General features: G+C 60.1%; 27 protein-coding genes. 9 read left to right on the top strand and 18 right to left on the bottom strand.

Going from position 1 to position 24,135, the window contains the following annotated elements:
• The first annotated feature begins 102 nt into the window (after positions 1 to 102).
• Positions 103 to 225 (top strand): hypothetical protein, encoded by a 123-nt coding sequence (locus ACXYMO_RS02425; RefSeq protein ID WP_458877052.1) that lies wholly within the window; start codon positions 103 to 105, stop codon positions 223 to 225.
• Positions 226 to 415: 190 nt separating this feature from the next.
• Here the strand turns inward: ACXYMO_RS02425 and ACXYMO_RS02420 are convergent, their stop codons facing one another.
• Positions 416 to 868, bottom strand: a complete 453-nt coding sequence (locus ACXYMO_RS02420) for an iron-sulfur cluster assembly scaffold protein (RefSeq protein ID WP_458877051.1) — start codon at positions 866 to 868, stop codon at positions 416 to 418.
• Positions 869 to 935: 67 nt separating this feature from the next.
• Between ACXYMO_RS02420 and hisI the strand changes: the two genes are divergently transcribed.
• On the top strand, positions 936 to 1,298 hold the full coding sequence (hisI, locus tag ACXYMO_RS02415) for a phosphoribosyl-AMP cyclohydrolase (protein ID WP_458877050.1): 363 nt from the start codon (positions 936 to 938) through the stop codon (positions 1,296 to 1,298).
• Between the two features lie 3 nt (positions 1,299 to 1,301).
• Here hisI and gluQRS read toward each other — a convergent pair whose 3' ends face one another.
• The 3 genes from gluQRS to ACXYMO_RS02400 all read right to left on the bottom strand — a co-directional run bounded on the left by gluQRS (position 1,302) and on the right by ACXYMO_RS02400 (position 4,594).
• Complete coding sequence (gene gluQRS / locus ACXYMO_RS02410; RefSeq protein WP_458877049.1) at positions 1,302 to 2,174, bottom strand: tRNA glutamyl-Q(34) synthetase GluQRS; 873 nt, start codon at positions 2,172 to 2,174, stop codon at positions 1,302 to 1,304.
• 25 nt (positions 2,175 to 2,199) lie between these two features.
• Positions 2,200 to 3,555 carry a methylenetetrahydrofolate--tRNA-(uracil(54)-C(5))-methyltransferase (FADH(2)-oxidizing) TrmFO gene (gene trmFO, locus ACXYMO_RS02405; RefSeq protein WP_458877048.1) on the bottom strand — a complete coding sequence of 452 codons (1,356 nt, stop codon included), beginning with the start codon at positions 3,553 to 3,555 and terminating at the stop codon, positions 2,200 to 2,202.
• A 253-nt stretch (positions 3,556 to 3,808) separates the two neighbouring features.
• Complete coding sequence (locus ACXYMO_RS02400) at positions 3,809 to 4,594, bottom strand: enoyl-CoA hydratase (RefSeq protein ID WP_458877047.1); 786 nt, start codon at positions 4,592 to 4,594, stop codon at positions 3,809 to 3,811.
• Between the two features lie 58 nt (positions 4,595 to 4,652).
• Here ACXYMO_RS02400 and ACXYMO_RS02395 point away from each other — a divergent pair, with 58 nt between their 5' ends.
• The gene (locus ACXYMO_RS02395) at positions 4,653 to 5,075 is read left to right on the top strand and encodes a PaaI family thioesterase (protein ID WP_458877046.1); all 423 of its coding nucleotides are present in this window, start codon (positions 4,653 to 4,655) and stop codon (positions 5,073 to 5,075) included.
• 66 nt (positions 5,076 to 5,141) lie between these two features.
• On the opposite strand, the gene ACXYMO_RS02390 is transcribed toward ACXYMO_RS02395, so the two are convergent.
• Positions 5,142 to 5,369 carry a DUF1127 domain-containing protein gene (locus ACXYMO_RS02390; RefSeq protein WP_458877045.1) on the bottom strand — a complete coding sequence of 76 codons (228 nt, stop codon included), beginning with the start codon at positions 5,367 to 5,369 and terminating at the stop codon, positions 5,142 to 5,144.
• A gap of 97 nt (positions 5,370 to 5,466) precedes the next feature.
• Between ACXYMO_RS02390 and ACXYMO_RS02385 the strand changes: the two genes are divergently transcribed.
• From ACXYMO_RS02385 to rpsI, 3 genes are all read left to right on the top strand, one after another.
• Positions 5,467 to 6,861 carry an aminotransferase-like domain-containing protein gene (locus ACXYMO_RS02385; protein WP_458877044.1) on the top strand — a complete coding sequence of 465 codons (1,395 nt, stop codon included), beginning with the start codon at positions 5,467 to 5,469 and terminating at the stop codon, positions 6,859 to 6,861.
• Between the two features lie 159 nt (positions 6,862 to 7,020).
• Positions 7,021 to 7,479 (top strand): 50S ribosomal protein L13, encoded by a 459-nt coding sequence (rplM, locus tag ACXYMO_RS02380; protein ID WP_458877043.1) that lies wholly within the window; start codon positions 7,021 to 7,023, stop codon positions 7,477 to 7,479.
• Between the two features lie 4 nt (positions 7,480 to 7,483).
• The gene (gene rpsI, locus ACXYMO_RS02375; RefSeq protein ID WP_458877042.1) at positions 7,484 to 7,981 is read left to right on the top strand and encodes a 30S ribosomal protein S9; all 498 of its coding nucleotides are present in this window, start codon (positions 7,484 to 7,486) and stop codon (positions 7,979 to 7,981) included.
• A gap of 96 nt (positions 7,982 to 8,077) precedes the next feature.
• Here the strand turns inward: rpsI and ACXYMO_RS02370 are convergent, their stop codons facing one another.
• The 10 genes from ACXYMO_RS02370 to ACXYMO_RS02325 all read right to left on the bottom strand — a co-directional run bounded on the left by ACXYMO_RS02370 (position 8,078) and on the right by ACXYMO_RS02325 (position 17,966).
• Positions 8,078 to 8,821 carry an FkbM family methyltransferase gene (locus ACXYMO_RS02370; protein ID WP_458877041.1) on the bottom strand — a complete coding sequence of 248 codons (744 nt, stop codon included), beginning with the start codon at positions 8,819 to 8,821 and terminating at the stop codon, positions 8,078 to 8,080.
• Between the two features lie 88 nt (positions 8,822 to 8,909).
• Positions 8,910 to 9,527: a TetR/AcrR family transcriptional regulator gene (locus ACXYMO_RS02365; protein ID WP_458877040.1), complete on the bottom strand. Its 618-nt coding sequence runs from the start codon at positions 9,525 to 9,527 to the stop codon at positions 8,910 to 8,912.
• Positions 9,520 to 10,389, bottom strand: a complete 870-nt coding sequence (gene ppk2 / locus ACXYMO_RS02360) for a polyphosphate kinase 2 (RefSeq protein WP_458877039.1) — start codon at positions 10,387 to 10,389, stop codon at positions 9,520 to 9,522. Before ppk2 ends, ACXYMO_RS02365 begins: the two co-directional genes overlap by 8 nt.
• Before the next feature lie 41 nt (positions 10,390 to 10,430).
• Entirely contained in the window at positions 10,431 to 11,390 is a 960-nt protein-coding gene (locus ACXYMO_RS02355) for an alpha/beta fold hydrolase (protein ID WP_458877038.1), read from the bottom strand.
• Complete coding sequence (gene metA, locus ACXYMO_RS02350; RefSeq protein WP_458877037.1) at positions 11,374 to 12,297, bottom strand: homoserine O-acetyltransferase MetA; 924 nt, start codon at positions 12,295 to 12,297, stop codon at positions 11,374 to 11,376. The genes ACXYMO_RS02355 and metA overlap by 17 nt, the downstream gene beginning before the upstream one ends.
• 49 nt (positions 12,298 to 12,346) lie before the next feature.
• Positions 12,347 to 13,207 carry an ATPase gene (locus ACXYMO_RS02345; protein ID WP_458877036.1) on the bottom strand — a complete coding sequence of 287 codons (861 nt, stop codon included), beginning with the start codon at positions 13,205 to 13,207 and terminating at the stop codon, positions 12,347 to 12,349.
• Positions 13,208 to 13,260: 53 nt separating this feature from the next.
• Complete coding sequence (locus ACXYMO_RS02340) at positions 13,261 to 14,169, bottom strand: DMT family transporter (protein ID WP_458877035.1); 909 nt, start codon at positions 14,167 to 14,169, stop codon at positions 13,261 to 13,263.
• 28 nt (positions 14,170 to 14,197) lie between these two features.
• Positions 14,198 to 15,067, bottom strand: a complete 870-nt coding sequence (locus ACXYMO_RS02335) for a DMT family transporter (protein ID WP_458877034.1) — start codon at positions 15,065 to 15,067, stop codon at positions 14,198 to 14,200.
• Positions 15,068 to 15,115: 48 nt separating this feature from the next.
• Positions 15,116 to 16,678, bottom strand: coding sequence for a glutamine-hydrolyzing GMP synthase (guaA, locus tag ACXYMO_RS02330; protein ID WP_458877033.1), 1,563 nt, complete (start codon positions 16,676 to 16,678; stop codon positions 15,116 to 15,118).
• Positions 16,679 to 16,751: 73 nt separating this feature from the next.
• Positions 16,752 to 17,966 (bottom strand): OmpP1/FadL family transporter, encoded by a 1,215-nt coding sequence (locus ACXYMO_RS02325; protein WP_458877032.1) that lies wholly within the window; start codon positions 17,964 to 17,966, stop codon positions 16,752 to 16,754.
• A gap of 341 nt (positions 17,967 to 18,307) precedes the next feature.
• On the opposite strand from ACXYMO_RS02325, the gene ACXYMO_RS02320 reads away from it, so the two are divergent.
• Positions 18,308 to 19,852 (top strand): trimethylamine methyltransferase family protein, encoded by a 1,545-nt coding sequence (locus tag ACXYMO_RS02320; RefSeq protein ID WP_458877031.1) that lies wholly within the window; start codon positions 18,308 to 18,310, stop codon positions 19,850 to 19,852.
• Between the two features lie 7 nt (positions 19,853 to 19,859).
• Here the strand turns inward: ACXYMO_RS02320 and ACXYMO_RS02315 are convergent, their stop codons facing one another.
• Positions 19,860 to 20,159 (bottom strand): DUF6477 family protein, encoded by a 300-nt coding sequence (locus ACXYMO_RS02315; RefSeq protein ID WP_458877030.1) that lies wholly within the window; start codon positions 20,157 to 20,159, stop codon positions 19,860 to 19,862.
• Between the two features lie 238 nt (positions 20,160 to 20,397).
• On the opposite strand from ACXYMO_RS02315, the gene ACXYMO_RS02310 reads away from it, so the two are divergent.
• Positions 20,398 to 21,558 (top strand): DUF6456 domain-containing protein, encoded by a 1,161-nt coding sequence (locus tag ACXYMO_RS02310; protein ID WP_458877029.1) that lies wholly within the window; start codon positions 20,398 to 20,400, stop codon positions 21,556 to 21,558.
• 180 nt (positions 21,559 to 21,738) lie between these two features.
• On the top strand, positions 21,739 to 22,692 hold the full coding sequence (gene lipA / locus ACXYMO_RS02305; RefSeq protein ID WP_458877028.1) for a lipoyl synthase: 954 nt from the start codon (positions 21,739 to 21,741) through the stop codon (positions 22,690 to 22,692).
• A 2-nt stretch (positions 22,693 to 22,694) separates the two neighbouring features.
• On the opposite strand, the gene ACXYMO_RS02300 is transcribed toward lipA, so the two are convergent.
• Positions 22,695 to 23,609 carry a c-type cytochrome gene (locus tag ACXYMO_RS02300; RefSeq protein WP_458877876.1) on the bottom strand — a complete coding sequence of 305 codons (915 nt, stop codon included), beginning with the start codon at positions 23,607 to 23,609 and terminating at the stop codon, positions 22,695 to 22,697.
• A gap of 36 nt (positions 23,610 to 23,645) precedes the next feature.
• Positions 23,646 to 24,128, bottom strand: coding sequence for a c-type cytochrome (locus ACXYMO_RS02295; RefSeq protein WP_458877027.1), 483 nt, complete (start codon positions 24,126 to 24,128; stop codon positions 23,646 to 23,648).
• Between the last annotated feature and the right edge of the window lie 7 nt (positions 24,129 to 24,135).

Below are 24,135 nucleotides of genomic sequence, written 5' to 3'. Positions count from 1 at the left end.
AGAACAAAAAGTTCACGAATGTTCTCATAAAGTTCTTTACATGTCCGCCTGAAAATGAGAACAAAAGGTCAACAAAAGCTTAATGACCAGGGAGATGCCCCGATGTTCCTTCAGATCAAGAACGCTCTGCACCGCGCTCAGCCCACGTTGCTGCAGGATGCCGCCGGGGCCATGTCGCTGGTGGTCATGCTTATGGTTGCCCTGCATCTGCCGGGAATGATCTGACACCGATTTTCTGTTTTCTGCCTGCGATCTCGTGCCCGGCGCCACGCATCTCTGTCCCCATTTATGATGCGAGGGTGACTTGCCTGTCCCATACCCGTCAGTGGCCCCGGCATCCCACACGAGAAACGCATTACCTGCCGCCGCCATCCGCCCGGGATGTGCGGCGGTTTTTTTTAGGGGATGATCGGGATCAGGCGCAGTTGGCCTGTTCGGCCTTTTCCATGGCCTCGGCCGTGGCCTCCAGCGCCAGCATGATCGAGGCATGGCGGTTCTTGTATTCCCGCGCGGGGATCAGAACCTCGAGCCCGTCAAACGGGGCATCCGGAACCGGGCCTTCGTCCTTCAGCATCGCCTTGAGCTGATCGCGCGCCGTTTCAATCTGTTTGCGCGTGGCCCCGATGACGGCCCCGCCCACAACGGCAGCCGAGGCCTGACCCAGCGCACAGGCCTTGACGTCCTGTGCGAATTCGCTGATCCGACCATCTTCGACACTCAGATCGACCGTGACCGTGGACCCGCACAGGGGCGAGCGTTTCTTGACTGTCGCATCGGGCGCATCCAGCCGGCCCAGATGTGGAATATCGGCCGCCAGCGCAAGGATGCGCGACGAATACAATTTGATCAGATCAGTTTCGCCGGACATGGCTTTTCCTCGGGCGGTGTTCCTCATACATAGTCAGGCACCCCGCCAATGCAAAAGGTTTTTGCCCATGTCCTTTGATACTTCGACTTTGGTCTATAACGAGGCGGGGTTGATCCCGGCCATCGCACAGGACGCGCAAAACGGGGATGTTCTGATGATGGCCTGGATGAATGCCGAATCCGTCCGGAAAACGCTGGAGACTGGAAAGGTCACCTACTGGTCCCGGTCGCGGTCCGCCTTTTGGGTCAAGGGCGAAACATCGGGCCACGTTCAAAAGCTGGTCGATTTGCGCGTGGATTGTGACCGCGATTGCCTGCTGGTGCTGATCGAACAAACGGGGCCGGCCTGTCATACCAACCGGCGCAGTTGTTTCTACACGGCGGTGCGCGACGGATCCGAGGTTGAGCTGATGACGCCGGAAGAGGGCTGATCCTTACAGCCCAACCATGGCACGGATGTCCTCGGGCCGGGCACCTTCGGCCCGATATCGGGCAATCGCGCGGGCATCGTCGCGTTTGGCAAGACGTTTGCCCTGATCGTCGCGGATCAGCCGGTGATGGTGATAGACTGGCGTTTCAAGGCCCAGCAGCTTTTGCAGGACGACGTGAATGGCGGTGGCGGAAAACAGGTCCTGGCCGCGCACCACATGTGTCACCTCTTGCGCCGCGTCATCCAAAACCACCGAAAGGTGATAAGAGGTGCCAAATTCACGCCGCGCCAAAACGACGTCGCCAATCCTGTCGACTAGGTCGGTGCGCGTGATGCGAATCTCCCCATGCTGGCCCTGGTCGCCGCGGCCGTCCTCGTGAAACGTCACGCAGTCCGTGTCGTTTCCCAATCCCAGCGCATCCGCCGCGCGGTTCATTTTCAATCGGATATGTGCCTCGCTTGGGCGGGTCGCGGGCGCAGGGCGGGCCCGGCAGGTTCCGGGATAGATCACGCCGTCCGGCCCCATGGGCGCGCCCTCCTGAGGGGCGGACAGGGCGGCCTGAATGTCCTTGCGCGTGCAGGTACAGGCGAAGAGCAGGCCTTGATCCCACAAGCGATCCAACGCAGCACCGTAATGTGCGATCCGGTCGGATTGGCGCAGAACGGGCCCGTCCCAAGTCAGGCCAAGCCAGGTCAGGTCGTCGTAAATCTGCTCTTCCCATTCAACGCGGGCGCGCGATTGGTCGATGTCTTCGATCCGTAAGAGAAAGCGGCCCCCGGCCGCGCGGGCCATGTCATGGGCCAGCAGGGCCGAATAGGCATGGCCCAGATGCAAAGGCCCGGTCGGGGACGGGGCAAAGCGGGTTGTAAAGGTCATCGCGCAACCAGACGGACCATATGGATCAGGCCGCGGTCAGGGCCGACTGCTCAACCCAAGTGGTCCAATCCGCCTTGGCCCGGTCGGTATAGGCCTTGTAGCGATCCTTGCGCCCACGCCGCCCGCCTTTCAGACCGGCAACCGGTGGAAACAGACCAAAGTTCACGTTCATGGGTTGGAACGTCTTGGCCTCGGCCCCGCCGGTGATATGGGTGACAAGCGCACCCATGGCCGTGGTTCCCGGTGGCGCCGTGACAGACTGGCCCAGGATTTCGGCCGCGGCCATGCGTCCGGCCAGCAATCCCATTGCCGCGCTTTCCACGTATCCCTCAACGCCGGTGATCTGACCGGCAAAGCGCACATTGGGGCGCGATTTCAGCCGCATCTGGCAGTCCAGAAGGGTCGGCGAATTGATAAAGGTGTTGCGGTGGATGCCGCCCAGACGGGCAAAGCGCGCGTTTTCCAGCCCCGGGATCATCCGAAGAACCTCGGTCTGGGCACCGTATTTCATCTTGGTCTGGAATCCGACGATATTATAGAGCGTGCCCAATGCATTATCGCGGCGCAGCTGCACCACCGCATGGGCCTTGATGTCGGGCTGGTGCGGGTTGGTCAGGCCGACGGGTTTCATCGGCCCGTGACGCAGGGTTTCGCGCCCGCGTTCCGCCATCACCTCGATGGGCAGGCAGCCGTCGAAATACCCGGCGGTTTCGCCGTCGTGGAATTCGGTCTTGTCCGCCGCAAGAAGGGCATCGATGAACGCCTCGTACTGGGCCTTGTCCATCGGGCAGTTCAGATAGGCGGTGCGCTCGGCCTCGGTTTCGCCCTTGTCATAGCGCGACTGCATCCAGGCGCGAGACATGTCGATGCTTTCGAAATAGATGATCGGCGCGATGGCGTCGAAAAAGGCCAAGGCCTCGGCGCCGGTTTCCGCCTGGATCGCCGCGCCCAGTGCCGACGAGGTCAGCGGACCCGTCGCGATGATCCAGCGGCCGGTGTCGGGCAGGGTGGTAATTTCGTCATATGAGACAGAGATGCGTGGATGCGCCATCAGTTGCGCCGTGACCGTTTCGGCAAAGGGATCGCGATCCACCGCCAGCGCACCACCGGCGGGGAGACGGTGTTTGTCGGCCGTCGCCATGATCAGCCCGTTTGCGGCCCGCATTTCCCAATGCAACAGGCCAACGGCGTTCTGTTCGTCATCGTCGGACCTGAACGAATTGGAGCAGACCATTTCGCCCAGATTGCCGGTCTTGTGGGCAAATGTTTTCACCTTCGGGCGCATTTCGTGAATGACCACGTCCACGCCCATGTTCGCCGCCTGCCAGGCTGCCTCGGACCCGGCCATGCCGCCGCCCACGATATGAAGTGTTTCGCTCATGTCATGCCATTTAGGGCAGCAGCGCACATGGCGCAACGACAACTAACCCGGAGCCTGAATATCAGTGTGGGAATTTTTGGGGTCGCCGCTGCGGGAATGTCGAACCGGTGAGAGAACCGGTCTGGAGGGACCTTCCGCCCACGGCGACCCAAAATGCGTTACTCGTAACGCGTGACAAATCATTGCCACACTCTTGCCTACATTAAAAGCGCGAATTTCGAAACAATTGCAAAAACCCGCAGAAACAGTTGATTTACTGCTCCCAATCAGGGGATCTTTTGTCGATAAACGCCGAAATTCCCTCTTGCGTGTCCCGAATCATCATGTTCTCGACCATCACCTGCCCGGTGTAGTCATAGGCCTGATCGACCGGCATCTGGATCTGCTCATAGAACGCCCGTTTGCCGATCTTGACCGCCGCGCCCAGCTTGGCTGCCAATGTCTCGGCCATGGCGCGCGTTTCGCTTTCCAGCACCTCACCTGGCACCGCGCGATTGATCAGGCCCAAGCGTTCTGCTTCGTTGGCCGGGATGAACTGACCGGTGGTCAGCATTTCAAAAGCCTTCTTGCGGGGAATATTACGCGACAGGGCGACCATCGGGGTCGAGCAGAACAGCCCGATGTTGACTCCATTCACACCGAACCGGGTGTCCCGGTCGGCAATGGCCAAATCACAGGTGGCCACCAGTTGGCACCCTGCTGCCGTTGCGATCCCGTGCACCTGTGCGATGACCGGCTGCGGCAGGGATTGAACGGATTGCATCATGTGGGCGCAGCGATCGAACAGGTCCTTGAAATAGGCCCGTCCGCCATCTTCGGCCTGACGGCCCTGGGTCATCTGTTTCAGATCATGGCCGGCGCAAAACGCCTTGCCCGCCCCCGACAGGATCACGGCGCGAATGGTCCTATCCTCGCGCAGCGCATCAAACTGTGCCTGCAAGGCGGCAATCATTTCATCCGACAGCGCATTCAGCCGCTCGGGCGCGTTCATTTGCAGATGCGCAATTGCCCCGGTGTCGTTGCGTTCCAGAATTCCCATCTTGCTCTCCCCTTGCCAGATGGGCCAAGTCTAGTGGCGATCGAAGAGAAGGAAAAGCATGGCATTGGCACTGAATAAAGACGAGGTGATGGATTACCTGACCGAGGTCTTTCCACAGGTGAAGGACGATTTCGCGATCGATCACCTTGAGCAAATGGCCGTCACCATGCGCCTGCTGACTGCGGATCGCCATCTGCGCCCCGGTGGTACGGTTTCGGGACCTTCGATGTTCGGGCTGGCGGATGTGGCGGTCTATGTGATGGTTCTGGGCATGATCGGGCGCAAGGCACTGACCGTGACGACGAATTGTTCCATCGATTTCATGCGCAAACCGGTGGCGGGCGCCGATCTGATTGCCGAGGGACGTCTGTTGAAACTGGGCAAGTTGCTGGCCGTCGGCGATATCCTGATGCGCTCCGAAGGGTCGGACAACATTGTTGCCCGTGCCACGCTGACCTACGCGATACCGCCCAAGGGCTGACAAAAAGGGCCGGGGCATGCCCCGGCCTTAGGTGTGTCTGTTGCCAGACAGGGATACTTCAGGACGTCAAACCTGCCAGAACCAACGTTTGGATTCCCTGCGCGCCTGCGCATAGGTCAATCCGATGTCGTCCAGCATATGGTCGCTCAGTTGTGCAAGGTCACGCCGCGTGCGCGAAAGCTGGTCCCATGTGGCCACGACACCCGCAATGCGCACTGCGATCGTCGCCGCCAGGGGCAGACGGGGGCTGGTGCTGAGAAAGTTCAGGGTTTGCGCTGTCATGGACTGTGTCATGGGAGTGTCCTTTCCAAATTGTATTGACACAAAGTAACGTTTTACCGATACACAAGAGATACAAAAATTGACACGCGCGGTCCAAGGAAACATTGTATTGGGTACAATTTCTCAGCCCTCCCTCGCCAATCGCCTAGGCCCCAAATACAAGGCCGTGGCCGAATTGATCCGAAACGCCATCGACAGCGGTGAGATGAGGCAAGGGGCCAAGCTGCCTCCGGTCCGGGAACTGGCCTATCAATTGAACATCACCCCCGGAACGGTGGCACGAGCATATGCCCTGCTGACGGACGAGGGCCTTCTGCTGGCCGAGGTCGGGCGCGGCACCTTTGTCGCCCCGCCGAAATCTCAGCTACAGGATGATGTCTGGTCCCGGATCGTCGAACCGCGGAATTCCCGCACTGTCAGCCTGTTCAGCCCGCGCTTGCCCGACGTGGGGCAGGTCGCCGCCATCCGCCACGCGCTGTTGCAGGTGGCCGACGGGGAGCCGCACAGGTTTCTCAACTATCCGACCCGCGAAGCCTTTGCCGATATCAGGCAGGTTGTCGCGGATTGGCTCTCAACTGCGCCGCTGGGCCCTGTCGCCCCCGAGGATGTGGTTTTGACCCACGGGGGGCAAAGTGCCATATGCCTTGTGCTTCAGGCCGTCGTGGCCGGCCCCAAACCCACCATCCTGGTCGAAGACCTTTCGTATGCCGGGTTTCGCCGGGCCGCCGAACTGATGCGCGCCGATGTTGTCGGGGTTGAAATGGACGAATACGGAGTCATCCCCGAGGCGCTGGACGCAGCCATTCGGCGGTCCGGTGCCCAGGTTTTCTGCACATCACCCGAAGTGCACAATCCGACGGGATGTTTCACGCCGCTGGAGCGACGCAAGGCGCTGGTCGAGGTGATCAACCGCCACGACATCCAGATCCTCGAAGACGACTGTTACAGGATCAGCGAACCACGGGCGCATTTCTATCGGGCGTTGGCCCCGACGCGCACGTGGTATGTGGCGTCGATCTCCAAATCGCTGACACCGGCCTTGCGTGTCGGCTTTGCGCTGGGGCCGACGGATCGGGGGGGCGATCTGCGGCGGGTGGCCGAATATAGCTATTTTGGCGTGGCGCAGCCCATCGCAGAGGTCACCCGGATCCTGCTGAGCGATCCCAATACCCCTGAGCTGATGCGCAAGGTGCGGGCCCGGCTGGCCGACTATGTCCGTGTCGCGGTCAATGCCCTGGGCGGTTTTGACCTGACCTGGAATCCCGAAGTTCCCTTTGTCTGGCTCAGGTTGCCGCCGGGCTGGCGCGCCGCTGCCTTTTGCCGGGCGGCGGAAAACGAAGGCGTGCAAATCCGATCCGCCGACGAATTTGCCCTCCGCGACGGGCGTGCACCCCATGCGGTGCGGATTGCGATGAACGGACAGGTCTCGCTCGACTCGTTTGAACAGGCGATGCAACGGTTGCGCATGCTACTGGACAATCCGCCGGAACAAATCAGCGTTTAGTTGGGGTATTTTAATACCGTATTTCTAAGGTATTGTTTTTATTCCATTTAAAGGAACATGATGCACTTGACGGGGGCAGGGGTGACCAGTAAACCCCGTCCATCGAATTCGCGCAGGCCGTGAAATGCCTGCCGTCAACGCCAAACGGGAACATCCGTCATGAAAACCTTTTCTGCAACACCAGCAGAGATCGACAAGAAATGGATCCTGATCGACGCCGAAGGCATCGTTCTGGGTCGTCTTGCATCGATCATTGCCATGCGTCTGCGTGGCAAACACAAAGCGTCGTTCACTCCGCACATGGACATGGGCGACAACGTCATCGTCATCAACGCTGAAAAAATCCAGATGACCGGCAAGAAACGCGAAGAGCATTTCTACTGGCACACTGGCCACCCCGGCGGGATCAAATCGCGCACCAAGCAGCAGATCCTGGAAGGGGCGCACCCCGAGCGTGTCGTGACCCAAGCGGTCAAGCGCATGCTGCCGGGCAACCGCCTGAGCCGTCAGGTGATGACCAACCTGCGCGTCTATGCAGGGGCCGAGCATCCGCACGAGGCACAGAGCCCTGAAGTTCTGGATGTCAAATCCATGAACAAGAAAAACACCCGGAGCTGATTGAATGGCTGACGAAATCAACACACTCGAAGACCTGAAAGAGGCCGTGACCGAAAACGTCGGCGGTGTTCAGGGCGTCGAAACCGAAATCGCACGTGAACCCGTTCGTGACGAACTGGGCCGCGCCTATGCAACCGGCAAACGTAAGGATGCGGTTGCCCGCGTCTGGATCAAACCCGGTTCGGGCAAGGTCGTTGTCAACGGCAAGGAAATGGCCGGCTATTTCGCGCGTCCGGTTCTACAGATGATCCTGCGCCAGCCGTTCACCGTTGCCGGTGTCGAGGACCAGTTCGACGTCATGGCAACCGTCAAGGGCGGTGGCCTGTCCGGTCAGGCCGGTGCGGTCAAGCACGGAATTTCCAAGGCTCTGCAGCTTTATGACCCGTCGCTGCGTGGCGCGCTCAAGGCCGCTGGCTTCCTCACCCGCGACAGCCGCGTCGTGGAACGGAAGAAATACGGCAAGGCCAAGGCCCGCAAGAGCTTCCAGTTCTCCAAGCGTTAAGTTTGGGTTCTTACCTATTGAAAAGGCCACGCTTTTGCGTGGCCTTTTTTGCGTTGAGGCACCTGTGTGAGCGTCTTAGGGACGCTGGCCGGGAACTCAGTCGGCCTTGACGTACCAGTCATCGAACCGCGACACCTCGGGGTGGACACGGGTGTACCCCTTGCTGGTCAGCAGTTCCAGAATGTCCTCGCGCTGAGGTTCGTAATTGTGTTCCACCGTCATGACGCGGAAGGACCATTTGTCGAAATCAAGAGCGTTCAGGATATCAAACTCGCTGCCTTCGGTATCGATCGAGATATAGTCGATCACCGAAGGGGCTTTATGCTGTTCCAGCAGATCGTTCAGCGACACGGTTTCCACGTCATAACCCTGACCGCGCATCTTGCGCGAGGTTTTGACAAAGGTCGAAATGGCGGAATTGACCGCGCTGGCGGTTTCGGTGAAATGCACGGTCTGACCGCTTTCTTTCCAGACACAGCGGGTATCGATGGCCGCCTTGCGATTGCGCTTGAGCGCCTCGTGCCAGCCCACGGCAGGTTCGGCCAGAATCCCGGTCCAGCCATAGTCGCGCTCCATCATCATCGTGTTGGACAGTTCGTCACCGTTCGTGGCGCCGAATTCAACGAAGAACCCGCCCGTTTTGAAGTCGAGCTGTGCCAGGGCGAAAATGTCCTGGCGCACCTGGGAATGCGAGGTTTCAAGCGCATCGATACAGGCGCTGCGTTTTTCAGGCGGCATGGCCTTGATGAACTCAAGATCGAAATAGGCCTTTTCCCGCTCTTTCAGCTCTCTGAGCCGGGACCGGCGGATCAACCTGGTGTTTGTCAGTAAATGGGACACGGCACTGCGCTTTTTTGTTGTTGTACGCGCCCAAGTCGACGCAAATTCAAATCTTCTTACCGCTGGCCCCAAGCCCGGGCAAGGGCGATCACTCGTCCGGGTCGATCAGCCCCAGACCGCGTAAATAGATTCCGATCCCGGTTTCAAGCAGGTCTTCGGGGGGAAACGGGCTCTGGGTGCCGGGCGAATTACGCGCGAACAGTTCCACAACTCCATGGCTCATTGCCCAGATATGGGCGCTGAACATCGAGGCGGGAGGGCGTTTGTCCGGCGGGATGTGCTGGCTCAGATCGGTTGCGGCTTTTTCCAGCACATCGCGCGCCTTTTTGGCGATGGCGGCCAGTTCCGGTGTCCGGTTCACCGAAATGCCGCTTTCGAACATGGCGATGTAGTGGCCGGGATGTTTTCGGGCAAAGGCGAGATAGGCGCGTCCCGTCGCCTCGAACGCGGCCAGGGCGGACGGCTGCCCCGTGTCATAGGCGTGTTGCATGAGATCGGCAAATATCTCATACCCCTGCCGTGCCGCTTCGGCGATCAGATCCTCGCGCCCCTCGAAATGGCGATAGACGGCTGCCGGCGTCACACCGGCGGTTTTCGCCGCCTCCGACAGGGTGAACCCGGTTGGCCCCTTGGTTTCGATCAGCTCCAACGCCGCATCGATCAGAGCCTGTCGCAGGTTGCCATGATGATAGCCGCGTTTAGCCATCCCAGATATCCGGGCCACCGCAGATTTCGGAATCGATGTGGCCAATCGCCTTTGCGTCCTTGCGGTCATACTCCAGCGCATGCAGCACTGTACGGATGGCGCCCAGACGCGCGCGGCGCTTGTCATCCGAGCGGATGATCGTCCAGGGCGTGAGATCCGTATGGCTGCGGGTCAGCGTTTCGCTGATCGCCGCCGAATAGGCATCCCATTTCTTGAGACCTTCAACGTCGATCCAGCTGAGCTTCCACTGTTTTAACGGGTCCTTTTCCCGCGCCAGGAAGCGGCGCAACTGTTCGGCACGTCCGACATTGAGCCAGAATTTGAACAGGTGAATTCCGTCATCGACCAGCGATTCCTCGAACGGGTCGACCTGATGGAAAAACCGTTCGCGTTCCTCATCCGTACAAAACCCGAAGACCTGTTCGACAACGCCGCGATTGTACCAGCTGCGGTCAAAAAACGCGATTTCACCGCCCGCTGGCAGATGGTCGATATAGCGCTGGAAATACCATTGGCTGCGTTCTGCATCCGATGGTTTGGGCAGGGCGACCACACGCGCGCCGCGCGGGTTAAGGTTTTCGCGAAACCGCTTGATCGTGCCGCCTTTGCCGGCGGCATCGCGTCCTTCAAAGACAATGACGACGCGCTGTCCGGTTTCCTTGACCCAGGACTGCAACTTGACCAGCTCAATCTGCAGCGCGGCGAGTTCTTTTTCGTACACCTTACGCGCCAATCGGTCGGAATGCGGATAATCCTTATTCAGGATCTCGCTTTTATCGGCACGGGCAATCGCGTTCCTGACCGCGTCAGGGGCGTGCGTCCTGTAAAACTCGCTGATGGCTCCGTCAAAAGGAAGGTCCATTCTTTATTCCCTTTTCAATCCACTATGGCGGTCACAACCGACTAGCGCAATCCGGCACGCTGGGCGGCCGCGTCGATTGCGGCGATGACTTCGTCCTCGGTCACGTGGTGCGGCATGTGACCTATTCCCGGCAACAGCGTCAGCGTGGCGCCTTCGATGTCGCGCATCAGGGCCTCGGAATGGATGCTGTGGGACACGATTGAATCCGAGGTCCCGTGCACCGCCTCGACCGGGATTGTTATCCGGTCATAGCCGGGGACCATGTCGCGCAGATGCTGGCGCAGCTGGTGCCGTTGTTGCGCATTGGCCAGCAGCGAATGCGGCCGCAGAACCAGCGGTGTGCCGATTGCGTCGGCATATCCCGGCGGGGCCTTTTGCGGGCTGAACACCTCGTCCACCGCTTTGCGGATATATCCGTCGCTGACCCAGGCCGAGAGCAGGTGGGCCAGAACCGGGCCAATCCGCGGGCGCGACAGCCATCCATAAAGGCGATCCAGTTTGCCGGGCCAGGGGTGAGTGGCCCCGGCGATCGACACCGCCGCGGCGATATTTTCGGGGTGATACACCGCCCAGGCCATTGTCACAGCCCCGCCAAAGCTCTGACCGGCGACAATCGGACGGTCCGCGCCAAGGGACTTGGACGCGCCAACCAGCAGATCCACCTGATCCCTGAGATGGACGTCATTGGCCGCCAGCGGCGGTGTGTGCCCCAGGCCGGGGCGGTCGAACACGATAACCCGGTATCGGGGGGAGAGTTTTTCAACCAGTGAAAAGGTCATGTCCCGCGTGTTGCCCGACGCCCCGTGCAACAGCACGAGGTCGGGACCGCTGCCCTGAACCACGACATGCACCTGGTGCCCGCCGACATCAACAAACTGGCCTTCGGGGGGAAAGGCGCGTTCGGCCTGGCGTTGTCGGCGTCGACTGCGCAAGTAAGTGGCAGCCCCCCCAAGGATGATAACGATTGCGAGTGCAATCAACAGGTTATCTGCCAATGTCATCAATCTCGAACGGGGTCGTTTGGTAAATTTCGTTGATCCAGTTGCCGTACAAAAGATGCGCGTGGCTGCGCCAGCGGTTCAACGGCGGCCTGCTGGGGTCATCATCGGGATAGTAATTGATCGGCACATTGATCGCGGTCCCCTGGTCGACATCACGGTCATATTCCTGTTTCAGCGTGTCGCTGTCGTATTCAAAGTGGTTGAAGACATAGAGCGCACGGTGGTCGAGATCCTGCACCAGGCAAGGGCCGGTTTCGTCATTGCCCAACAGGGTCACAAGGGAGCCCGTGGCATCAATGTCGTCTTGGCGGTTTTCCGTCCAGCGGCTGACCGGAACGACGCAGACATCCGAAAACCCGCGCAGATAGGGCGAGTTCGGTTTCAGGTTGGTCTGCGGATAACAGCCAAACAATTTATGCGGCAGGATATGTTTGGGCACGCCGTGGAAATGATCGATCATCGCCATCGCACCCCAGCACACCCCAAAGGTGGAATGCACATGGCTTTGGGTCCAGTCCATCACCCGCAGCATTTCATCCCAATATGTGACGTCTTCGAAGGCAAGGTGTTCAACCGGGGTGCCGGTGATGATCAGCCCGTCGAATTTTTCACCCGTGGCCTGAACCTCGGAGAAGGTACGGTAAAAGCTTTCCATATGCTCGGCCGCGGTGTTGCGCGACTGGTGTTCGCTCATCCGGATCAGGCTGAATTCGATCTGCAGAGGCGTGGCGCCGATCAGGCGGGCGAACTGTGTTTCCGTCTGAATTTTCTTGGGCATCAGGTTCAAAAGCCCGATGCGTAGCGGCCGGATATCCTGACGGGCGGCCTGATCCTCGGACAGGACCATGACGCCCTCACGGGTGAGAACATCAAAGGCAGGCAGGTTTTCAGGTATCTTGATGGGCATAACGCGCTCGGGCCAGTTTCAGACAGTCGGAGATGTGCAAATACGGTCTTTACCCATGTATCTCAAGGGCGTCGGCGATCAAGTCATTGAAAGTGGCGGCATCTTTCACCTGCCCAACCTGCTCGGCGGTCAGGGTCAGGCCCCATTTCGCCATCGCCTCGTACCGGGGCTGGCGATGGGCGAGGGCCTTGGCATAGGTCCAGCGGATGAAGGCATCGGGATCGACATCGGTCTCGTTGCACGCGTGTTCGGCCAGGTATTCCTCCCAGACCCGTGTCAGGAATTCGGGCTGATAGGCCATCGGTTTGGGTGCGCGGTCGAACCGGCGGATCAATTCCTGGGTGTGGGCCTCGTCCCCCTTGAGCCAGATCATCAGCGTGTGTTTCTGCAATTCGCTCAGGATCGGATCGTCGGGATCCTCGGCATCGACCCATTCACAGATCGACCCGCCGGTGTCGCAGATGAAATGGGGATAGCCATATAGCCGCTCGGCCCGGTCGATGAAATATTCGGTATCCAGAAGGGCGTGGATTTCGGACAGGCGGAACTGTTCCTGACGGCGCCGATATTCTTCCATCGGCAGGCCGCCCTTGGACGGATCGCCGGGCTTGCCCAGATACGAGGATACCGGGGTCAGATTGTCGAATGTCAGGTTGGAGCCGATATAAATGGAATCCGACAACAGCAAGTCGCGTAGGAACGGCACCTTCATCGCCTCGGCCTTGGCGTTGTCAGCGATGTATTCGCCCATGTACCGGGTGCCGATGCGATAATCGATGCTGTAGTGAAACCAGCCACCGGATTCGCGCAACATGTTGGACAGGTAGGTCTTGCCCAGCCCCGACATCCCGAAAAACAGCACCCGTTTGTGCGGGGCATCGCGCCAGTCCTGAGCGGTTGAATACAGCATTATCGACCCTGTTCCTTTTTGCTCTTGCTACTCAGGCAGCAGGGCAGGGTCAATCAGGCGCGTTTTGATGGCAGGCGAATGGTGCCATTCAGGATCAGCAGGCCCAACGCCAGCACCGCAAATCCGCCATAGGCGTTTGGTTTCAGTTCTTCGTTCAGAACAATCGCCCCGAGGATGATCGCCACAGGGGGAATAACCAGCGTGACCAGCATCAGGTTGCCGCTGCCGGCCATGCCCAGGACACGGTAGTAGAGCAGATAAGCCCCGGCCGTGGCAAAGAGCGAGTAATAGACAATGGCCGCCCAGGTTTCGGCCTTAAGATTGAATGAGACGGGGCCGTCGATCAACAGGGCCAGCGGGATCAGGATCAGCGTGGATGCCGTCAACATGCCCGCCGCGGCGACCTGTGGGGCAAGATGCCCAAGACGCGCGCGTGCCCAGCTTGCCGCGATGCCATAGCTGAGGGTCGCCCCGAGAACCGCCAGTTGCGAGGTGCTTTGCAGATCGAACCGGGCGAGGGACTCCAGCCCGACGGCCGTTGCGACACCTATAAACCCAAGGGTCACCCCGATAATCCTGGGGGCCGTCAGCCGTTCGTCGGAAAACACGATGGCCGCGATGATCACGCCAAAAATCGCTGTGGCCCCGTTCAGAATCGCCGTCAGACCGGTTTCAATGTGCAACTGCCCCCATGTGAGCAGGCCAAAGGGAATGACGTTGTTGGCCAGCCCCATCACCAGAAAGGCGCCCCATGTGCGCGCCTCTCGGGGCAGTGGCAACCGCTGGGCCATCACAAAACCCCACAAGACAAGCATTGCCCAGAAGGTGCGGTGCAGGACCGTGGTCACCACCGGCACTTCGTCCAGGGCGATCCGGATCGACAGAAAGGATCCGCCCCAGATCAGCCCCAGCAAAAGCAATTCGCCCCAGGCCCGCCGCGATATGGTTTTCTGCATGGTCATGGCGCGACCCTAGACCGCCGGCGGGGCGTCACGCGATCCGGTTCTTGCGGGTTTCGGCAAGGATATTGATGTAATTCGCGGCAAAGATGATCACCGCGCCAACCAGCACCCAGATCACCAGCGGCTCATCGTAAAGCAGCATTCCGACCACCGAAATGGTGGGCAGGCGCACGAAGTCGAACGGAACCACGACCGAGGCGGGGGCGATGGACAGCGCGTTGGTGATGCAGAAATGCGCCAGCAACCCGCCCAGTGCGATGACGATCACAAACGGAATGCCCGACGCGTCCGGCAATGCAACGTCGCCGTCAAACCCGGCGGCAATGCACCCAAACACCAGTTGCATCAGGGTCAGCCAGAACATGATGCCGCCAATGGTTTCGCGGCGGGTCAGTCGTTTTGTGACCATCATCGTGATGGCAAAAAAGATCGCGGCCCCTGCGGCGGTGACAATGCCGATGTTCATGGTCGACGGGCTGGGGCGGGCCACGATCAGGATACCGATGAACCCAAGCAACGCCGCCAAGGCGCGCACACGGGTCAGGCGTTCGCCCAGAAACAGGGGCGACAGGATGATCACCCAGAGGGGCGTGGTGAACTCCAACGCGAAAACCTGGGCCAGCGGTGCCGCCGTAATGGCAAAAAACCACAGGTTCTGTCCGGTAAAATGCGCGGCATTTCGCACCAGGTGCGTGCCAAAGGCATCGGGCCGCACCACAGCCCATCGTCCGGTGACGGTCAGAACGACCGCCACGATAATGACGCCGACCAGACTGCGGTACATCATGATCTCAAAGGTGTCGAGCTGCGCGCTCACCTCGCGCCCGGCAACGGCCATGGAGGAAAAGGACACGATGGAGCCAATCATCCAGAGCGCGGCTTTCAGCGTCGGGTTCACCCTGAGGCCGCCATCAGTCGCGGCGCGGTCCGGAAACGAGAGGGAACATCATTCCCACTCGATCGTTCCGGGCGGTTTTGAGGTCACGTCATAGGTGACGCGATTGATGCCCTGAACCTCGTTGATGATGCGGGTTGCGGTTTCGCCCAAGAAGTCATGCGTGAACGGATAGTAATCTGCCGTCATCCCATCGACCGAGGTCACCGCGCGCAGTGCGCAGGCATAGTCATAGGTGCGCCCGTCGCCCATGACCCCCACGGTGCGCACCGGAAGGATGGCAACAAAGGCCTGCCAGATTTCATCATACAGGCCATGCTTGCGGATCTGGTCGATATAGACCGCATCCGCCTTGCGCAGGATTTCCAGCTTTTCACGGGTGATTTCGCCGGGGCAGCGGATTGCGAGACCGGGACCGGGGAAGGGGTGGCGCCCAATGAAACTGGGGGGAAGACCCAGTTCGCGACCCAGTTCGCGCACCTCGTCCTTGAACAGCTCGCGGAGGGGTTCAACCAGTTTCAGGCCCATCTTTTCGGGCAATCCGCCGACATTGTGGTGCGATTTGATCGTCACCGACGGCCCGCCGGAAAAGCTGACGCTTTCGATCACGTCCGGGTACAGCGTGCCTTGGGCCAGGAACTTGGCACCGCCGACATCGCCCGCATGTTTCTGGAACACGTCGATGAACAGCTTGCCGATGATCTTGCGTTTGGTTTCAGGATCACTCTGACCGTCCAGTTCGCCAAGGAACAGTTCCTGTTCATCAGCATGGATCAGCGGCATGTTGTAATGGTCGCGGAACATGGTGACGACCTCTTCGGCCTCCCCCTGACGCAGCAACCCGTGATCGACGAACACACAGGTCAACTGATCGCCGATCGCCTCGTGAATGAGAACCGCGGCGACAGACGAATCGACGCCGCCCGACAAGCCGCAGATAACCTTGTCATCGCCGACCTGCTCGCGGATCTTGCGGATCGCTTCCTCGCGATAGGCGCCCATGGTCCAGTCGCCGGTGAACCCGGCCAGCTGAACAAAGTTTTCATAAAGGCGCGCGCCGTTGGGTGTGTGATGCACCTCGGGGTGGAACTGGACGGCAAAGAAATTGCGTTCGGTATCGGCGGTGATCGCAAAGGGCGCATTGGGCGAGGTGCCGTAGACCTTGAACCCCGGCGCGATCTTTGACACGTGATCGCCGTGGCTCATCCAGACCTGTTCTTTTTCGGCGGTGAACCAACCGGTCAAAAGAGGCAGGGACTCGGCCGTCGGGGTGACATAGGCGCGCCCGAACTCGGCGGTGCCATGGCCGCGCTCGACCTGGCCGCCCAGCATCTGCATCATCACCTGCTGGCCATAACAGATCCCCAGGATCGGCACGCCCAACTCGAACACGCTGGCCGGTGGCCGCGGTGACCCTTCGTCGATCACAGATGCAGGCCCGCCCGAAAAGATCACGGCCTTTGGCGAGAACTCTTCAAGAAAGGCTTTGGTCACGTTCTGATAGGGGTGGATTTCGCAATAGACGTTCAGTTCGCGCAAGCGGCGCGCGATAAGCTGCGTCACCTGGCTGCCGAAGTCGATGATGAGAAGGCGGTCGTGGGAAATCTGGCTCATGAGGCCTGATATTGCGGGCGCGCGATTTGCACAAGAGGCCCCGCGCAACAACGGCGTCGCGCGGGGCAGGGTATTACCATTTATAGGTCATTCCGATTGCAAATTCATGTTGGGACATGCCGATGGTTACCGGCTGGGCCACGCCGGTCAGGGCGGGATTCGCCCCGGTGATCGAATTCTCGAAGGCATGGGTATAGGACATGGTCAGCCCCCAACTGTCGTTGATCTTGTAACTCGCGCCGGCCGAGGCATGCCATTGCGGCGTTGCGGGGGCGAGCGTATTGATCACGGTCGAAGGCGGGTCGATGAATTCCGTCGCATAGCTCAGGCCGCCCCGCAGGGTCCAGCGCGGGTTCATCCGATAGATCGCGGCCAAGCGCACGACATCCACGTCCTTCCACCCAAACCCGACGCCATTATCGGCACCAAGCGGTCCCTGTGGCGGGGCGTTCGGGTTGGCCAACGCGGGAATGTCGCCGTAAAACAACCGCTGGAATTCGGCAGTAAATGTCCACTCGGGCGACTTGGCCGGGGTAAAGGCCGCGCCGATCGTGGCCGCTGCGGGAACATCAAAGCTGCCGCCTTCGGCAAAAAGCCCGGCATATTTGTCAAAGCTCTGCATCTTGATCTTGCTGCGGTAGGACGCCCCGACGGCCCATTCGGAGGTCGGTTCCCAGACCATGCCCAGATTGAGGCCCAGACCGGTGGACCAGTCGCTGCCGTTGTTGGTCACAAGGCCAGGCGCCGAGGTCATGCCTTCGAACGCCTCCAGCCCCGTGGCGCTGAACCGCTGAATGGCAAGGACCGGGGCAATACCAAGGGTCAGGCGCTCGTTGACGGAATAAGAATAGTTCACGCTCAGGAACAGCTGTTCCAGATTGACGCCCAGAGGCGCGGTGCCCGCACCCAGACCGGCCAGGAAGTTGGTGGTATATTCGGTGTTCATGCCGCCGTTGCCAAAGGTGAAAATCCCAAGGGAACTGCGGTCATTCAGGCGGAAATTGACGCCTCCGCACGGAATCAGGAATAGCGGGTTTTCGCTTTTGAACGTGCCTACGGTCAACGGGCCACCCGGGCCCACGGTGACAGACCGGGACGGCGCAAAGGTGGTCAGGCACAGCCCGGCCTTGTTGCCGACCTTGTTGCCCATCGCAGGGTTCTGGGCCAGTCCCAGAACACCCGCGGGCACGGCGACACCGGCACCGGCCATCCCCTTGGAACTGCCGCCATAGCCATTGGCAATATAGCCGTTTGTGGCCATGGCCGGGCTTGTAAGGGCCAGTGTCATCCATGCCGCAGACAAAGCTCCGCCAGTGGCGTGCGCGATGGCGCGCCGCCGATTCGTACATCGGATCATTATTTTCTCTCTCCCTGAGCGCGGGGCTGTTGATTGCCCCTTGTTTTATAGTCTCCGCGCTACTTGCAGTGCTCCTCGGGTACATTTTGCAGAGCGGATCAAAACATATTCTGAGATTGATATGTATATTTCCACCAAAAACTTCAAAATGTCGCAGATGTTGGCAATGTGCCGAAATTCAACACTGCATCGGGTCAGGGTTGGGACTAAATACTCGCAAACGGGCGTGAAACCAGAAATCCGCCCCTGCCATGCTGTGAAGGACGCGGAACATGACAGAAGCAGACATACAAAAACGGCGACGTGGTGGCGGCGGGAATGCCCGGCGTGCCGCCCGCAGCGCCGTGTCTTTCGAGACCGCCAAATATATTGAGCGCAATATCCCCAACTTTGAAATCCTGACGCCCGAGGCGCTTGAGATCATCGAAGCCAATGCCGAAACGGTGCTGGCCGAAATCGGGGTCAATTTCATCGACAACCCCAAAGCGATCGAACGCTGGCGCGAGGCCGGTGCCGAGATTGAAGGGGAACGGGTGCGAATACCGCGTGGTCTTGCGCGCAAGCTCTGCGCCACTGCACCGTCGAAATTTGTGCAGCACGCCCGCAATCCGGCCCGAAATGTTGAAATCGGTGGCAACACACTGGTCTGCGCGCCGGTTTACGGACCGCCTTTCGTGCGCGACATCTCGGGCGGACGCCGTTATGCGACGATGGATGATTTCCGCAAGTTCGTGAAACTTGGCTATATGTCCAAATGGCTGCACCATTCGGGCGGGACGGTGTGTGAACCCACCGATGTGCCGGTCAACAAGCGCCATCTGGACATGCTGCATGCCCATATGACCCTGTCGGACAAACCCTTTATGGGGTCGGTCACCGAGCCGTCCCGCGCGCAGGATTCGGTAGAAATGTGCGAAATCCTGTTCGGCAAGGAGTTCGTTCAGGAAAACACGGTGATGACATCGCTCATCAACATCAACTCGCCCCTGACCTTTGATGAGGTGATGATGGGCGCGCTTGAGGTTTATGCCCGCAACAACCAGGCCTGCATCATTTCGCCCTTTATCGTCGGTGGCGCCATGGCGCCGGTATCGGTTGCAGGGACGCTGACCCAGGTTCTGGCCGAGGTTCTGGCCGGCATCGCCTATTCCCAGCTCATTCGCCCCGGCGCGCCCGTGATCTTTGGCGCCTTCGTGACGTCCATCGACATGAACAGCGGCGCGCCCACCTTTGGCACGCCCGAGGCCTCACAGATCCTCTATGGTGCTGGTCAGCTGGCCCGGCGTATGGGGTTGCCGTTCCGGTCGGGTGGTGGACTGTGCGCGTCAAAACTCCCCGATGCGCAAGCCGCATATGAAACCACCAACACGTTGAACGCGGCCTTGATGGGCGGAGTGAATTTCATGCTGCACTCATGCGGGTGGCTGGAAGGCGGGCTTGTCAGCAGCTTTGAGAAATTTGTCATGGACGCCGACCAGCTTGGCATCCTGCACAAGCTGGCCCAGGGTGTCGGCGTGACCGAAAACGATCAGGCGATGGACGCCATTGCCGAGGTTGGCCCGGGCGGCCATTACCTGGGCTGCGCCCATACCCAGGCCAACTTCAAAGAGGCGTTCTGGCGGTCTGACGTGATGGATTACAAGCCCTTTGAAACCTGGGAAGAAGAAGGTGGACGGGACACGCAAACCCTTGCGGCGCGGCGCGTCGAACACCTGCTTGGAACCTATCAGCAACCCGAACTGGATCCGGCCATCGCCGGGGCCTTGGTCAGCTATATCGAAGAGAAAAAGGCCTCGATGCCGGACGCCTTCATGTAAGACGAATTCAGGACACTGCCTGAATGCGCGACGCGGCCAATAGCTGCGCTTCGCCGACCATGGCGATCAACACATCCAGATGACGCGGCAGGGAATACCCCGCGTCATCTGCACGGCGCTGATCATCCAGACCGCGCTCAATCTCCATCAACCGCATCAATGCCTCGGCAGATCGGGGCAGAGCGCCATATCCCAGCAAGCGCCGCAAATGCCGGTCGCGTGCGTAGTCCCGTGCTCCGATCCGCGCCGCACGGATCAAAAGCCGCGGACGGCACAGCGAATTCAGCATACTCATCAGATCCTTCATTTGGATATCCCGCTTGTTTTCATTTCAAGTGCCATGGTTTTGCCACAACCTAAACGGGTGTTGCCCGATCCAATGTTTCTGCGAGCGATGGTTTCATAACTGTTTAGACAAATTTTACAATGTTGATCCGGCAAGGCGGATATTAACTATCGTGTAACAGATTCGCCCCTAGGTTGTGGTTAATAATTTCTGAAGCTATCGGCGAAGGGACACTGGAATTTTGCGTTCAGAATTAGAAATGACTCGGGATGCATCCGGTTCTTCTTTGCCGATTTGGGTGCCGGACACGGTCCAGCGATACCTGCTGCACACGGAACTCGGGCACACCATTCGCGACCTCGCCCGCGAGGCCGGATGCTATGCCTCGACCGTGCTGCGCCAGATCCGGCGAATTGAAACGCGACGTGACGACCCGCTGGTTGATGCGGCCCTGAAAAAGCTGGCCCAGACCCTGTTTGCGTCGCCTGCATCCCGCCTGACTGCGCCCGGTGGCATGCGTGCAACTGTAAAGGAACCATTCCCGATGACATCGTCAGAACATTCCGGACCTGACACCCTGAACGCCTCCGAACTGAGCCGCGAAGCCAGCCGCATCTTGCGCCGTCTGTGCGAATCCGGGGCCGTGCTGGCAGTTGCTGAAAACATGGAAAAGGCGGTTGTGGTGCGCGATGACGACGCCGGGCCCAGTGCGCGCACGGCGGTGGTGGATACCTCGGTTGCCCAGGCCATGGCGCTCAAAGACTGGATCGCCTGCGTCAAACCCGGTCGCATCAGCCGTTATCACATCACGGCCGCCGGGCGGTCCGCGCTCAGCCGGATGCTGGCCGAGCAGGAAAACCGGATGCGCAAGGACTCCGAACACGGGTTTGCCGAGGCACAAACCCCGTTCGGCGGTCAGCGCGGCAACTGGGGTGAAAAGACAATGGATGACCCAGTGTCCGGGCGTCAGCGCAAGATGCGATATAACATGGCCGAAAGCCCGCTGATCGCCCTGGCCCGACGCAAGGACAAGGACGGCAAGCCGTTTCTGGACGACAGCCTTGTGCACGCGGGCGAACGATTGCGCGAAGATTTCGAACTGTCCCAGATGGGGACCCGCATCGCCCAGAACTGGGACAGGTTCCTGACAGGGGGCGCACGCGGGGGATTTGCTCCTGACAGTGCGGTTTGCAACGGCCCCTCCGCCGCGCGCGATCGCGTCGCCCGGGCGCTGAGCGATCTTGGCCCCGGGCTCAGCGACGTTGCCCTGCGCTGCTGTTGTTTTCTGGAAGGGCTGGAAACGGCCGAAAAGCAGCTGGGGTGGTCCGCGCGCTCGGGCAAGATCGTTCTGCGGATCGCGCTGCAACGATTGAACCGCCATTATGAAGAACAATCCGAACCCAGCCGGATGATCGGATAACCATCCCCGCCATGAAAAACCGTGGCCCGGTTCAGGGCCACGATATTACCTTGCACGCTCACCCAGAGCGGTTGTGGTGAGACCTCGGGATCGCGTGCGCCCTGCAAGGCGGCTATGCAAAAAGGGCCGTTACATTCCCGCCAGTTCTGCGTAAATAGAAGTCAGACTGCGAGGTAGCTCATGCGTGATCTGAAAATCCCCGAACAGCGCCATCCCGAAAAGGCGCATCGCCCCGACAATGCCCAGCCCAAGAAACCCGACTGGATCAGGGTCAAGGCGCCGGGCGGCAAGGGATATGCCGACACCCACAAGATCATGCGCGAAAACAACCTTGTCACCGTCTGCGAAGAGGCCGGATGCCCCAACGTCGGGGAATGCTGGTCACAGGGGCACGCCACCATGATGATCATGGGCGAGGTGTGCACGCGCGCCTGTACCTTCTGCAACATTGCTACCGGTAAACCGCCCGAGGATCTGGATGCATTCGAACCGGGCCGCGTGGCCCATGCGGTGGAAAAGCTGGGGCTGAACCACGTGGTGATCACCAGCGTTGACCGCGACGATGTCGAAGACGGCGGGGCCGAGCATTTCGCCCAGACCATCCGCGCCGTGCGCCACCGCAGCCCAAACACCACGATCGAAATTCTGACCCCGGACTTCATCCGCTGTGATCCATCGGTTCTGGAAACCGTTGTCGAGGCGCGGCCCGACGTATTCAATCACAACCTTGAAACCGTGCCGGGCCTCTACCCCGAGGTCCGCCCCGGCGCGCGTTATTTCCACAGCCTGCGCCTGCTGCAGCGGGTCAAGGAACTGGACCCGATGATGTTCACCAAATCCGGCATCATGGTCGGGCTGGGCGAGGACAAGCAGGCCGTGATGCAGGTCATGGAGGACATGCGCGCCGCCGATATCGATTTCCTGACCATCGGTCAGTACCTGCAACCCACACCCAAACACCATCGCGTCGACCGTTTCGTCACGCCCGAGGAATTCGCCGCCTATGAAAAAGCCGCCTATGGCAAGGGGTTCCTGATGGTGTCGGCCACGCCGCTGACCCGCTCCAGCTATCATGCGGGGGATGATTTCGCCCGGTTGCGCGAGGCGCGGCAAGCCAAGATCGGACGCGGCTGACCTTAGGGCGCCGGGATCGCCTTTAGATAAGCGGCAATCGCCGCGCGATCCTGACCGGTCAGATGCGCAAGGTTGGCCACGACATGGGCCATTTCGCCGCCTGCGCTGTCGTAATCCGGGGTGAATCCGGTTTCCAGGTAATAGGCAATGTCGGCAGCGCTCCACAACAGGGTGCCCGGCGCGATGCCAGGAATGCGCCCTTTGCCTGTCGGGTTCGGCGCCCCCTGAAGCCATTTGTCATACTCCAGTCCGCCCAGCACATCGCGCGGCGTGTGGCATTCACCGCAATGGCCCAGTGCCTCGACCAGATACCGGCCCCGCAGCACGTCGTCCGGGGCATCGCTGTCCAGTTGCACAATCCAGTCGTCTGAAAGGAACAGCCGCTTCCACAGGCCCAGCCCCCGCCGTACCGTGAACGGAAAGCCCAACTCATGCGGTTGATTGTCCGCATCTGAAGCCGGCAAACCGTCCATGAACGCCTTGAGGTCGGCAACGTCCTGCAGGGTCATCCGCGCATAACTGGCATAGGGCAGGGACGGATAATAATGCTGCCCGTCGGGGGATACCCCCGCAATCAGCGCATTTGCCAGATCCTGCAGGCTCCAACCGGCGATTCCCTTGTCCGACGGCGAAATATTGGGGGCCACGAAGGTGCCGAACGGGCTTTTGATCCGATAGCCACCGGCCAGGATCAACCTCGCGTCGCCGTCACTTTCGGGCGCGGCGTGGCACGAGGCACATCCGCCCGCCCAGAACACGGTTTCCCCCCGCGCAGCATTGCCTTCAATCCCGTCCAACGCGGTCTGGTCCACTGCGACAGTGCGTGACAGAGTCCACAGGATGATCGCAACCGCGACACCTGATACCCCGATGTATCGCAAAAGTTTCGCCATGCCCGCGTGCCCTGATTTGGCCAGGCGGCCGAAACCGCCCGCGCCCTTATACCAGATCGATCAGGATTTTGGCTTGCGATAGGTTTCGTGACAGCCGCCGCAGGATTTGCCAACCGGCCCGATGGCCCCGCGCAACGCCTCCAGCCCATCACCGGCCACCGCGTCCAGCGCGGCTGCGGCATCGACCAGCGCCTTGGCACTTTCGCCGACCTTGCTGCCGCTTTCCCAGATGGCGGGCAGGGCGTCAGTGGCATCCCCGAGGGCCGCATTGTCGGTTCCCGGAATCCAATAGCGCGATTGATCCAGCTGCGTCAGCGCAGCAAGGTTGCCCGCAGCCGCGCTGGCCGCAGCCGCGTCATAATCGATTTCGCCCTTGGCCATGCCGCCCAGCAGACCGATGTTGAATGCATAGAGCTGCATGTTGGCCTTGCGCGCCTTTATCGCGGCCAGTGCGGCCTTGTCCGCGTGGCCTTCGCCAATGGCTGCGGTGCTTGCCAGGCCCGCGATAATTGCGCCGGCAATCAGAGTCAGTCTGGTCTTCATAATCGTT

Source organism: Arenibacterium sp. CAU 1754 (assembly GCF_054482635.1).
This window is presented reverse-complemented; position numbering and strand designations above follow the sequence as displayed.

Bases quoted from the DNA above. Each gene is read 5' to 3' on its own strand.
- ACXYMO_RS02425 (WP_458877052.1), top strand. From the start codon at position 103: ATGTTCCTTCAGATCAAGAACGCTCTGCACCGCGCTCAGCCCACGTTG.
- ACXYMO_RS02420 (WP_458877051.1), bottom strand. From the start codon at position 868: ATGTCCGGCGAAACTGATCTGATCAAATTGTATTCGTCGCGCATCCTT.
- hisI (WP_458877050.1), top strand. From the start codon at position 936: ATGTCCTTTGATACTTCGACTTTGGTCTATAACGAGGCGGGGTTGATC.
- gluQRS (WP_458877049.1), bottom strand. From the start codon at position 2,174: ATGACCTTTACAACCCGCTTTGCCCCGTCCCCGACCGGGCCTTTGCAT.
- trmFO (WP_458877048.1), bottom strand. From the start codon at position 3,555: ATGAGCGAAACACTTCATATCGTGGGCGGCGGCATGGCCGGGTCCGAG.
- ACXYMO_RS02400 (WP_458877047.1), bottom strand. From the start codon at position 4,594: ATGGGAATTCTGGAACGCAACGACACCGGGGCAATTGCGCATCTGCAA.
- ACXYMO_RS02395 (WP_458877046.1), top strand. From the start codon at position 4,653: ATGGCATTGGCACTGAATAAAGACGAGGTGATGGATTACCTGACCGAG.
- ACXYMO_RS02390 (WP_458877045.1), bottom strand. From the start codon at position 5,369: ATGACACAGTCCATGACAGCGCAAACCCTGAACTTTCTCAGCACCAGC.
- rplM (WP_458877043.1), top strand. From the start codon at position 7,021: ATGAAAACCTTTTCTGCAACACCAGCAGAGATCGACAAGAAATGGATC.
- rpsI (WP_458877042.1), top strand. From the start codon at position 7,484: ATGGCTGACGAAATCAACACACTCGAAGACCTGAAAGAGGCCGTGACC.
- ACXYMO_RS02365 (WP_458877040.1), bottom strand. From the start codon at position 9,527: ATGGCTAAACGCGGCTATCATCATGGCAACCTGCGACAGGCTCTGATC.
- ppk2 (WP_458877039.1), bottom strand. From the start codon at position 10,389: ATGGACCTTCCTTTTGACGGAGCCATCAGCGAGTTTTACAGGACGCAC.
- ACXYMO_RS02355 (WP_458877038.1), bottom strand. From the start codon at position 11,390: ATGACATTGGCAGATAACCTGTTGATTGCACTCGCAATCGTTATCATC.
- metA (WP_458877037.1), bottom strand. From the start codon at position 12,297: ATGCCCATCAAGATACCTGAAAACCTGCCTGCCTTTGATGTTCTCACC.
- ACXYMO_RS02345 (WP_458877036.1), bottom strand. From the start codon at position 13,207: ATGCTGTATTCAACCGCTCAGGACTGGCGCGATGCCCCGCACAAACGG.
- ACXYMO_RS02340 (WP_458877035.1), bottom strand. From the start codon at position 14,169: ATGACCATGCAGAAAACCATATCGCGGCGGGCCTGGGGCGAATTGCTT.
- guaA (WP_458877033.1), bottom strand. From the start codon at position 16,678: ATGAGCCAGATTTCCCACGACCGCCTTCTCATCATCGACTTCGGCAGC.
- ACXYMO_RS02325 (WP_458877032.1), bottom strand. From the start codon at position 17,966: ATGACACTGGCCCTTACAAGCCCGGCCATGGCCACAAACGGCTATATT.
- ACXYMO_RS02320 (WP_458877031.1), top strand. From the start codon at position 18,308: ATGACAGAAGCAGACATACAAAAACGGCGACGTGGTGGCGGCGGGAAT.
- ACXYMO_RS02315 (WP_458877030.1), bottom strand. From the start codon at position 20,159: ATGAAGGATCTGATGAGTATGCTGAATTCGCTGTGCCGTCCGCGGCTT.
- ACXYMO_RS02310 (WP_458877029.1), top strand. From the start codon at position 20,398: ATGACTCGGGATGCATCCGGTTCTTCTTTGCCGATTTGGGTGCCGGAC.
- lipA (WP_458877028.1), top strand. From the start codon at position 21,739: ATGCGTGATCTGAAAATCCCCGAACAGCGCCATCCCGAAAAGGCGCAT.
- ACXYMO_RS02295 (WP_458877027.1), bottom strand. From the start codon at position 24,128: ATGAAGACCAGACTGACTCTGATTGCCGGCGCAATTATCGCGGGCCTG.